Annotated in this window: 10 protein-coding genes; 4 read left to right on the top strand and 6 right to left on the bottom strand. The window is 44.8% G+C overall.

What is annotated here, in order from left to right; genetic code table 11:
* The first annotated feature begins 165 nt into the window (after nucleotides 1–165).
* Both AC3A8L_RS16440 and AC3A8L_RS16435 read left to right on the top strand, forming a co-directional pair.
* Nucleotides 166–1,425 (top strand): M48 family metalloprotease, encoded by a 1,260-nt coding sequence (locus AC3A8L_RS16440; RefSeq protein WP_487963361.1) that lies wholly within the window; start codon nucleotides 166–168, stop codon nucleotides 1,423–1,425.
* Nucleotides 1,426–1,512: 87 nt separating this feature from the next.
* Nucleotides 1,513–1,863, top strand: a complete 351-nt coding sequence (locus tag AC3A8L_RS16435) for a HopJ type III effector protein (protein WP_487963360.1) — start codon at nucleotides 1,513–1,515, stop codon at nucleotides 1,861–1,863.
* Nucleotides 1,864–2,193: 330 nt separating this feature from the next.
* Here the strand turns inward: AC3A8L_RS16435 and gorA are convergent, their stop codons facing one another.
* Entirely contained in the window at nucleotides 2,194–3,543 is a 1,350-nt protein-coding gene (gorA, locus tag AC3A8L_RS16430) for a glutathione-disulfide reductase (protein WP_487963359.1), read from the bottom strand.
* Between the two features lie 87 nt (nucleotides 3,544–3,630).
* Entirely contained in the window at nucleotides 3,631–4,152 is a 522-nt protein-coding gene (locus AC3A8L_RS16425) for a redoxin family protein (RefSeq protein WP_487963358.1), read from the bottom strand.
* Between the two features lie 370 nt (nucleotides 4,153–4,522).
* Here AC3A8L_RS16425 and AC3A8L_RS16420 point away from each other — a divergent pair, with 370 nt between their 5' ends.
* Nucleotides 4,523–6,271: a malectin domain-containing carbohydrate-binding protein gene (locus tag AC3A8L_RS16420; protein WP_487963357.1), complete on the top strand. Its 1,749-nt coding sequence runs from the start codon at nucleotides 4,523–4,525 to the stop codon at nucleotides 6,269–6,271.
* Nucleotides 6,272–6,592: 321 nt separating this feature from the next.
* Here the strand turns inward: AC3A8L_RS16420 and AC3A8L_RS16415 are convergent, their stop codons facing one another.
* The 3 genes from AC3A8L_RS16415 to AC3A8L_RS16405 all read right to left on the bottom strand — a co-directional run bounded on the left by AC3A8L_RS16415 (nucleotide 6,593) and on the right by AC3A8L_RS16405 (nucleotide 8,596).
* On the bottom strand, nucleotides 6,593–7,417 hold the full coding sequence (locus AC3A8L_RS16415) for a DUF6174 domain-containing protein (RefSeq protein ID WP_487963356.1): 825 nt from the start codon (nucleotides 7,415–7,417) through the stop codon (nucleotides 6,593–6,595).
* Between the two features lie 227 nt (nucleotides 7,418–7,644).
* Nucleotides 7,645–7,875, bottom strand: coding sequence for a hypothetical protein (locus AC3A8L_RS16410; protein ID WP_487963355.1), 231 nt, complete (start codon nucleotides 7,873–7,875; stop codon nucleotides 7,645–7,647).
* Nucleotides 7,876–7,891: 16 nt separating this feature from the next.
* Nucleotides 7,892–8,596: a pirin family protein gene (locus AC3A8L_RS16405; RefSeq protein WP_487963354.1), complete on the bottom strand. Its 705-nt coding sequence runs from the start codon at nucleotides 8,594–8,596 to the stop codon at nucleotides 7,892–7,894.
* 131 nt (nucleotides 8,597–8,727) lie between these two features.
* Between AC3A8L_RS16405 and AC3A8L_RS16400 the strand changes: the two genes are divergently transcribed.
* Nucleotides 8,728–9,633 (top strand): LysR family transcriptional regulator, encoded by a 906-nt coding sequence (locus AC3A8L_RS16400; RefSeq protein WP_487963353.1) that lies wholly within the window; start codon nucleotides 8,728–8,730, stop codon nucleotides 9,631–9,633.
* 265 nt (nucleotides 9,634–9,898) lie between these two features.
* Here AC3A8L_RS16400 and AC3A8L_RS16395 read toward each other — a convergent pair.
* The coding region (locus AC3A8L_RS16395; RefSeq protein WP_487963352.1) for a hypothetical protein at nucleotides 9,899–10,081 on the bottom strand (183 nt) is incomplete at its 5' end.

Below are 10,081 nucleotides of genomic sequence, written 5' to 3'. Positions count from 1 at the left end.
GGAGCCCCTTATTAGACATTGCAGGAGCATTATGTCGTGGAGCAGTTACCGAGGCCTGTAACTCTTTGAGCAACGCCGCTGAGGAAGCAGGAGACAAGTATTATTGGATAAAGTATTTTTTCCTCGCCCCTCAACCCATATATGACTTCTGTTTAGGAGATTTTCATGCGCATTCTTGCACTATTGGCCGCCCCGATTGTATTGACGGGTTGTTTAGCGACCAACCCAGTAACGGGCAATAAAGAAATTGTCCTCATGTCGCTTGGCGAGCAAATCGCTACGGGTGAAAAAAGCTATATACCGTATCAGCAACAGCAAGGCGGGCAGTATACCGTTGATCCGGGTTTAACGCGTTATGTGACTAGTGTGGGTAAAAAATTAGCGGCGGTGAGTGATCAACCTGAATTGCCTTACGAATTTGTTGTGTTAAACGATGGCACACCTAATGCCTGGGCATTACCCGGTGGCAAGGTCGCGGTGAATCGCGGGCTTATTACAATGTTAGATGATGAAGCACAATTAGCTGCCGTTATTGGCCACGAAATTGTACATGCTGCCGCCGGCCATTCAGCGGCCCAAATGACGCGCCAAACATTTATAGGTATGGGCAATATGGCGTTGGGTGCTGTTGCGCAGAATACTCAATATGGCGAATTATTAATGATGGGTAGCCAATATGGTAGCGGTGCATTAAATGCGCACTATGGTCGTGATGATGAATTAGAAGCGGATGAGCACGGTGTTAAATACATGGAGCGTTTGGGTTACGACCCGAAAGGTGCCGTTGAACTGCAAGAAAAATTCTTAGCATTAAAAAATGGTAACGACGGCGACTTCATGAGTAACCTATTTGCCAGCCACCCACCTTCCGGTGAGCGCGTAAGCCGCAACAGTGGTTATGCAGAGGGTAAATCGGGTAAGCGAAACAAAGCGGCTTTTGATGCAGCGACGAAGCAGTTGCGAAAAGATCAGGCTGCTTATGATTTGCAAGCGCAAGCTATTAAATATGCTAACAATAAAGATTTAGGCAAAGCGCTTGATATGGTAGACCAAGCCATCAAAAAGCAGCCTAAAGAAGCATTGTTCTACATAACAAAAGGTCAGCTTTTGTTAGCACAAAAAGATCCGCAAAATGCTTATCAAGCTTTTACTCAGGCGGCGCAAAAAAATCCAACGTATTTCCTACCTCAATTAATGGCGGGCATTAGTGCAAAAGAAGTTGGCAACAAAGCTGATGCAAAAAGATACCTTGCTTCCAGCCTACGTTTGTTACCTACAGCACAAGCCAATTATTACTTAGGTGAAATCGCATTGCAGGATGGCGATAAAAACATGGCGAAGCAGTATTTTAATGTCGCCGCATCCGATCAAGGTGATGTGGGTAAAGCCGCTCAAGAGCAGTTGGCTCGATTGGGTGGTGTGTAAATAAAACTGAGTATAAAAATAAGGTGCTTATTGGCGCCTTATTTTTTGTGCAATAAATTCCTAAGCCAATTTTATTATGAGATACACATGAATATCGAAACCTTTTTATCACAACTACAGCAGTCGCCAAGCACCATAACTTTTAAGCAAACCATGGATATTGTTGAGCAATACTACAATTACACACCAACAACATTTACTAATGGTGATGTGGTTAATTCTGCGGGCAGTAATGAAGGCTCTTGTAAACTATTTGCTTTTGCAAAACTACAGACATTAACACCCGAGCAAACACTGGCGTGCTTTGGTGATTATTATCGAAAAGATGTACTGGAAAACCCAGAAGGTAGTGACCACGCCAATATTCGTAACTTTATGGTAACGGGCTGGGGCGGCGTTACCTTTGAACAGCTGGCTTTAGTCTTGAAGACGGCTTAGGTTCTTTAACGCTACAAGCGTATACCGATTGTAATTTTCAGCGGTAAACTAGTGATGATTTTGAGAGCTTGTATCGCGTAAAGCCATCTATTTAATCTTGAATGAAAATGCGTGAATCTAGCCGCAATAAAAACCACAGACACGGTCTTTAGGGACGAGGAAACAATATTTCATCCACTAATGCTTGATATCGGCCTCCTTACCTTCGTTGCTCAAAGCGTTACATGCCCCGGCATGCGCCCCTTTAAGCGCCTCGATAAGAAAGTCGATCTCTTCGCCTAATTGGATAAACTATTATTGCCTCGTCCCTTATTGCGGCACTGTCAGCGCTTAAACCGGCTGCCGCATGGTTACAAACTCTTCTGCGGCGGTGGGATGAATGCCTACGGTGGCATCAAAAACAGCTTTGGTTGCACCCGCTTTTATCGCGATGGCTAGGCCCTGCATAATTTCGCCAGCATCAGGCCCGACCATATGGGCGCCTAGTATTTTATCGGTATCGCCATCGACTAATAGCTTCATTAATGTGCGTTCGTCCGAGCCACTTAAGGTGTGTTTAAGCGCGCGAAATTCACTGCGGTATTTTTGCACATTGTTATGTTTTTCCCGCGCTTGTTCCTCAGACATCCCCACAGTACCAATATTGGGTTGGCAGAAAACGGCGGTGGCAATATTGCTGTAATCAATGTCACAGGGCTGTTGATTGTAATAATGTCTGGCTAGCGTCATGCCTTCTTCTAATGCGACCGGCGTTAACTCCATGCCTCCAGTAACATCGCCCACGGCAAGAATACTCGGTATGGATGTTTGGAATTTATCGTTAACGGCAACGTGACCGCTTTTGGCTAAATCGATACTAATACCGTCGGCAAATAAGTTATCCAGGTGCGGCTTGCGGCCGGTGGCGTAAAGCACGGCATCGGTTGTAATCGTTGTGCCGTTGTTGAGTGTTACAGCTAAGCGCCCGTCGCTTTGTTTTTCGATGGCGGTAACATCAGTATTAAATTGTAGATCGACGCCTTGCTTGGCAATTTCTTGCGCGGCAAATTCACGCACTTCTTGATCAAACCCGCGCAGGAATAAATCACCACGGTAAAGCTGGTGAACATTTGCCCCTAAGCCGTTAAAAATCCCCGCAAATTCGACGGCAATATAACCTCCGCCGACAACCACAATATCGTTAGGGAATGTGTCTAAATCAAAAATCTCATTGGAGCTAACAACATGTTCACGGCCGGGCAGGTCGGGTACAAAAGGCCAGCCGCCTACGGCAATAAGAATTCGCTCACAGGAGTAGTGTTTACCGTTCACCTCTACGGTGTGGTCATCAATAATTTTTCCGCGGCCTTCAATAAGGCTGACATTAGCAGAGCCTAAAATAGTTTCGTAAATACCATTAAGGCGTTTTATCTCGTCTTTTTTATTGTCGCGCAGTGTGGCCCAATCAAAACTCGGGGCCGGTGTTGACCAGCCAAAACCTTTGGCGTTTTTCACTTGTTTAGAATACTCAGCTGCATAGACATAAAGCTTTTTGGGTACACAGCCTACATTCACACAGGTTCCGCCCATGTACTTGTCTTCGCAAATGGCCACTTTCGCCCCGTAGCTTGCCGACATTCGCGCCGCGCGCACACCACCTGATCCGGCACCAATTACGAATAAGTCGTAGTCATAGGTCATTATGGAATCCTTAAATTTTTTATGCATGTATAGAAAAGGGGCTTAAGTATAAGCCCCTTTTGGTTGTTGTTCTGTTGAGGTAAAGCGCTAGGCTTTTTTTAAGTAGCCTAACATGGTATCTACATCACTCACTTCAAATGGATCTTCCGGGCAGTTGTCCATTAAACCGGGCTCGATGAATTGCGCACGTATTTGGCCATCGACTACGTGCATGCTGTAGCGCCAAGAGCGGTCGCCAAAGCCTAAGTTTTCTTTCTTCACTAACATACCCATACCGCGCGTGAAGTCGCCGTTACCATCGGGCAACATTTTTATATTGTCTACACCCAGGTTCTTGCTCCACTGGAACATAGTGAAGGCATCGTTAACGCTTAAGCAATAAACCTCATCAATGCCAAGGGCTTTCAACTCGTCGTATTTGGCTTGGTAGCCGGGTAAGTGAGTGCTTGAACACGTTGGGGTGAAGGCGCCGGGTAAAGCGACAATCACGACACTTTTATTGGCGAAGATATCGGCTGTGGTCACATCCTGCCAGCGGAAAGGGTTTTCGTGTTGGATGCTGGCGTCGCGAACTCGGGTCTTAAAAGTAACGTTAGGAACTGTTTTCATGGTGTGTTGCCTTTGGGCTGTTCGTATTTGTGTTTGATTAGAATAGTCAAAATCAAGCAGTAGTTAAAATAAATTAAAAGAATAGCCCTGATAGTTAAAATCTAAATTATTCTGGCATTGAGCCTTGCTAGGCGTAGATTTGAGCAAAAAAAGAACACCTTATTGTTATTTTAATCGTCTTGTGTTCCCACCCGCCATAACGAGTATTTCCGCCATGCCAAACCATTTATATGTCATAACTCGGTATTGGATCACGGTTTGTAATGGGCATGGTTCACTTTAAGTGGCGGCAGTCAACGATAGAATAGGTTGTGATAATTCCTTCGCCGTCGCGCGAAGCCAATACAACAATAATACATGCAGGCCCACTATGCGTAAGACCCTCCCCATTCTAGCCGCCGCTGTCTTCAGTGTTGCGTGCACCGGTAATACAACCCCGCCAGGTTCATCTAACGGCAATAGTAGTGATGCTATTTCGAGTGAGGCGCCCAGCTCTAGCAGCGTCATGTCATCAAGCTCTGTTGCGATGTCGAGCTCCTCAAGTGTTATGAGCAGCTCTTCTGTTGCGGCTTCCAGCGAAACTAATCGTTGTGATGCACTCATTGAAGAGGGAGCGCGTAATTACACGGGTGGTGCAGGGCTTAATTGCACAACCTGCCATGGCTCGCCAAGCGGCACAGTGACCAATGGTAATACACCCATTAACATCATAGATTCGCCCTACGAGCATAAAAAGGATGGTCATAGCGAAGCGGAACTCGATGTGTTTATTGAAAAATATATGAGTGCCTATTTAATCGGTGCAAATTCGGTTCAACAGGAATCAGAAGCCGTAGCGGCTTATTTGTATGACGCAGCTGGCTGGGATTGGTGTGCTGATAGCGTCGAGTCTTCAAGCTCTGCGCCTGTAAGTTCTTCTTCGATAGCAGCAAGTTCATCGTCGGCTCCTGCAGGTGGCGACCAGAAAGTCGTTTATGCCATTAATGTGGGAGGTACCGAATCGACTACTTATGATGGTGTAACTTATGAGCCAGCAGGGCCTTTAAGCCCGCAAGTGGGTGGTGCTACAAACGGGACTAATACTATTACCGCTAATATCAATGGCACGAACGAAGACGCTCTTTTCCAATCGCAGCGTTATGGTAACTTTACCTTTGAATTGCCGGTTACCGCGAGTGAATACAACATTACTTTATACTTTGCAGAAGAGTACGCCGAAGCGGCTGGAACTCGGCTGATGTCTGCTACAGCAGAGAATAAAGTTGTAATGAATAACGTAGACCTATTTGATAGTCATGGTCGTTTGCAGGCGATTACTTACTCGCTTAATGATATTAATGTCAATGACGGTAGTCTGACGGTTGAGTTCTCTGCATCCGCTAACTTAGCGACCTTAAGCGGTATTTTAGTCACGAGTGTTAATGGTGCTAAAGGCGAAATTATCGTTCCACCCAATCCTTGTGATGGCACTGACAATTTTGTTTGTTTAGATTTTGAAGATGTTGCCGAGGGTGGTATTCCGGATGGCTGGAGTTACGATGGCGTATCGCCTACCGTAAATAGCGCTAAAGCTCGCAGTGGTTCAAAAGCGCTTAAAGCGCAAGGGATGGATTACGGCAGCTCTGGCTACATAACCTATTCAGGCATACCCACTAAGCACTGGGGTCGTATGTATTATCAAATGGGCGCCAACTTACAAACCACCAACTACTTGCATATTACCTTGGTGGAATTGCTTCAGCTTAATTCTGGCCATCCAGTACGCGTGGTGGATACTAACTTGGCGGGTAATGATCTTTCCATGATGAAATATATCCTCAATGTTGATGCCAATGGTAATGAGGGTGGCCTAGATTCACCGACTAAGTTCAGTTACTACAGCGCGGTTGATAAGTGGGTTTGTGTTGAGTGGATGATGGATCCAGATACTCAAAAAGGCGCACTATGGGCAGATGGCGAGTTGGCTTACAACGACGTATTAACCCACCCAAGCCCTAATCAAATACCCACGGGCAACTTTGATCAAATTCGTATCGGCATGCGCACCTATAAAGGCGCTATGAATACAGTGTGGATTGATGACGTGGTTGTAGGCCCAACACGTATCGGTTGTGACTAAGCTTATACCTTAATTGCTCCCCTAGTGGAGCAATAGTTGGACAAGAAAAAAGAGCCCTTCGGGGCTCTTTTTTTATGCGCGCGTTTTGGTGGGTAAGCTCCGGTTTTGGGTGCCTTATCTTTTACTCGCTCTATTTATCCGAGGTTATTCGCCAGAGTTTGGGGCGTCCCAGATCATTGCGGCGGTTTTAAGCCCCCTTACTAGAGACACAAACAAAAAAGGCCATCCTCTGGTGAGGATGGCCTTTTTGTTAAAATTTAGAGTGTCTGTCCGCTTAGTTCACAAGTAAAATACAGACATAAAATAACGAGCTATCAGGACTCAAGGGGACCGCGTCAAGCTAAGCACCTCAAGGCTGCCGCCCCCATCGTTAGTGCCGAAGGGTGTTCTGCTTGAATAGGCTTTGATGTAACCGTCAGCATGCAGCTGGTAAGACAACTCCGATTCCAAATTGGACGCAGCAGAAATAACACGATCAAAGAAGGCGGAAATTGTAGTGGGATAACCACTTAATGGGAGATTGCCACTGCCATTACCGTCAAACATTAAGCTTACATTCGTGAAATCGGCAACATCACTATGGACGTCGGGTTGTACATCACAAATACCGCAGAATTGCTTCATCGTCATGTGATAATTACCATTATTGCCCGCAAGCCACGTTGCTTTGTTATCTTGTAATCGCTGAATGTCGCTTTCAGGGCTATAGAACTGTAGTACCTGTAACTGAACTAACGCACCACTATTATCAAAATAGTCGACAAGCTCAGGGTAACCATATTCAACATTGTAGGTCACCATGCCTGCGAGTTCGTTACCGGCAGATAAATCTTGTACAAACTGAAACAACTGCTCAATAGTAAGAGTAAAGGGGTAGTCACTATTCACTTCGGAATAAGGTCGCGATGCCGAATCACTCGGTGACTTGTACGCACTACTCAGCTTACTAGCATATATAATATTAAGAGAGGACGTACCTCCGCTGGCACTTAATTCAAGCCGATAGTTGTCGACGCCTTGCGCTTCCCAACGCATTTTAGCTTGCTCGTACTCTGCCGAAACGTAATCGCCACGCTCTTCATTGCCACCACAAGCAACCAAACAAAATACTAATCCGGCCAAAGCCGCTCCATTTAGTAATTTCATAGCGTCCTTCTTAATTAATAGCATTGATAAATTAGAGAATGAGTATATCAGCGCCACGCAATTGAAACGGCGGAGCGTACAATTTATTACAATATGGCAAAAAGGCGCGCGGTCATTGAGGGCTCGGAATAATTACTGCCACAAGCGTTCTCTTCAATCTAATACTGTAGTGACACACTAAATCTGTTCACCCATTAAGCCGTTCAAGAGTGTCCCCTACTTTTTCATCAAAGACTCTTTTTATTCGACAAAAAAGAATCAGCAATTGGCATAACCACGTAAGAGATAATAGGCACTATAATAGCCACGGCGACCACTACATTTACCCATTTAATGGCAGGCAGAAATTGCGCAATAACGTAAGGAATAAAATACACCAACGGTACCAATACTATAAAAGTAATTAACGCCATAATATGTTTATTAGGAGGTTGCTTTGTGTTTAAGTTAGCATGCATGATGTGATTCCTTAGGCTAAGATTGTGTGCTAACAATAAGCATATGTAAGTCACTTTTAGCGATAATTTTTGCATCCAGACTACGTATCAAATCTCCCTCTTGCGCTTTGTGGCTGCTGCTCATTTCGCCGCTTGATAATTCATTTAAAACGGCATCACCATTAATCACATACGTTAGCTGTTCGCCGTTAAGTTGAATATTTTCACCCGTCTTCAGGTGCACTATGTCAATAATAGTTTGGCTGTCAAAAGTGTCTGATTGGTTTTTGTTGCCACCATAAATACGGGTCACACCGTTTAATTTAGGATTATAAAATTTATAGGATGCAGGCTGGCCTTTTACGTCAGGCAAGGCCCATACTTGCAGCATTCTATTTTTCCTGTTGTCGGGGTTGATTTCATTATGATCAAATCCTTCCCCACCGGCACGTTGTACCTGAACATTACCAGCGACTAAGTCTTTGCCATGCTCCATTGAACCTTCGTGGCTAACGCGTCCTTCAATAATCACGGAAATAACATCAATTTCACTGTGTGGATGCATACCTGATTCACCCTTAGGGTTGTATTTAGCATCTGCCAGGTAAACCATATTGCCTAAGCCTTCAAAGGTTTCTGGCTTTTTACGATCAGAAAAAATACGACTATCGGTTACTAATCTGTGCTCCTGAATTCCTGCAAAACCACCTAATACTAATGAATCTCTTGATAATACTTTCATGCTTAACTCCGTCTATTTGTCTGTTGGGTTGTTTTGTTCTCTTGATGGAGACATTCTAGAGGGCTAGTATTGTTCGATAAATAGGGTGGTATTGAAAACATTGTTCCACTTACAACAACAATGAGCTGTCAATGGAAAAAACCAAAGACCTTAACGACATGATGTTATTTCTTGCCGTAATCGACGCAGGTAGTTTTACGTTGGCAGCGGATTGGTTAAATATTCCAAAAGCAAACCTGAGTAGGAAGGTTTCTAGGTTAGAAGAACGTTTGGGCGTGACCTTATTGGAGCGAACCACGCGATCTCAACATATCACCGAAGCTGGCGAACGTTATCTTGCGCATTGTCGTCGCATCCATCAGGAAGTAGAGTTAGCAGATGCGTCGATTAGTCAAATTTTAGATAAAGTAGAAGGCCAATTACGCATTGGTGCTTCGGTCGGCATGGGGCATGAAATCCTTAAGCCCGTATTAGGTAAATTCATGCATCAACATCCTGCAATAAACTTACAGTTGGATCTGCTGAACAGACGAGTTGATCTTATCGAAGAGGGATTTGATATGGTTATTCGAATCGGGAAACTAGACGATTCACGCCTAATAGCAAAGCGATTAGGCAAAGTATCACGGCGTATTTACGCCAGTCCTGAATACTTAGAGCAACGTGATCAGATAACCTCGGTTAACCAATTACAGCGGCAGGTGTTTTTATTTATGAGCAGTGTGCAAAATCGTGGTGGATTATTATTAAAATCGAAACAACAAGAGTATGAATTAAACCTAGAGCCAAAAATGCGCATCGATGATTTTTTAATTTTAAAGCAAATGGTTATTGAAGGACTGGGATTGGCAATTATTCCCGATTACATGTGCCAGCATGAAGTAAGCAATGGCCAGCTAACGCAAGTATTACCGGCGTGGAGTATGCCCGATGTTGATGTTTACGCACTGTACCCTAAGCACAAGCTGAATATTCCCAAGGTGAAGGCATTTGTTGATTTTATTCAATTGGTGTTTCAAGAGCGGCTGGGGAGTTGATGGGATATATTGGCTTCGCCAATTAAAGTCGCCAACGGCTAAAAGTGGTGTCATTCGCTTACATCATCGAGGACACCCATAATACAAGCCGCTAAGGCCCTACCCGTATCGGTTGTTTGAGCTGTTTAGTGGATAAGCTCCTGTTTTGGGTGCCTTATCTTTTACTCGCTCTATTTATCCGAGGTTATTCGCCAGAGTTTGGGGTGTCTCAGATCATTTGTTAGGGCGTCACCCAATACGCTTCCGGGTTTGCCGTATTTGCTTGTTAAAGTTGTTCCGCTAGAATAAGCGATTTTGCGGTAGGGTCCCAATCTGGGACACCCATAACATCGACGATCGTGCGCGCGCCTGCAGAGCCATAGCTCAGGTCAAGGGCTTCCTGTACGGCTTTCGCAAGTTGCGGGCAAAGTGTTTGCGAATGGCGCGTATTGGCCAGCCAGTAAGAGTA

The sequence above is a fragment of the Marinagarivorans sp. genome (genome assembly GCF_982758155.1).
The sequence above is the reverse complement of the archived record's forward strand: the minus strand, read 5'-3'. Positions and strand labels throughout refer to the sequence as shown.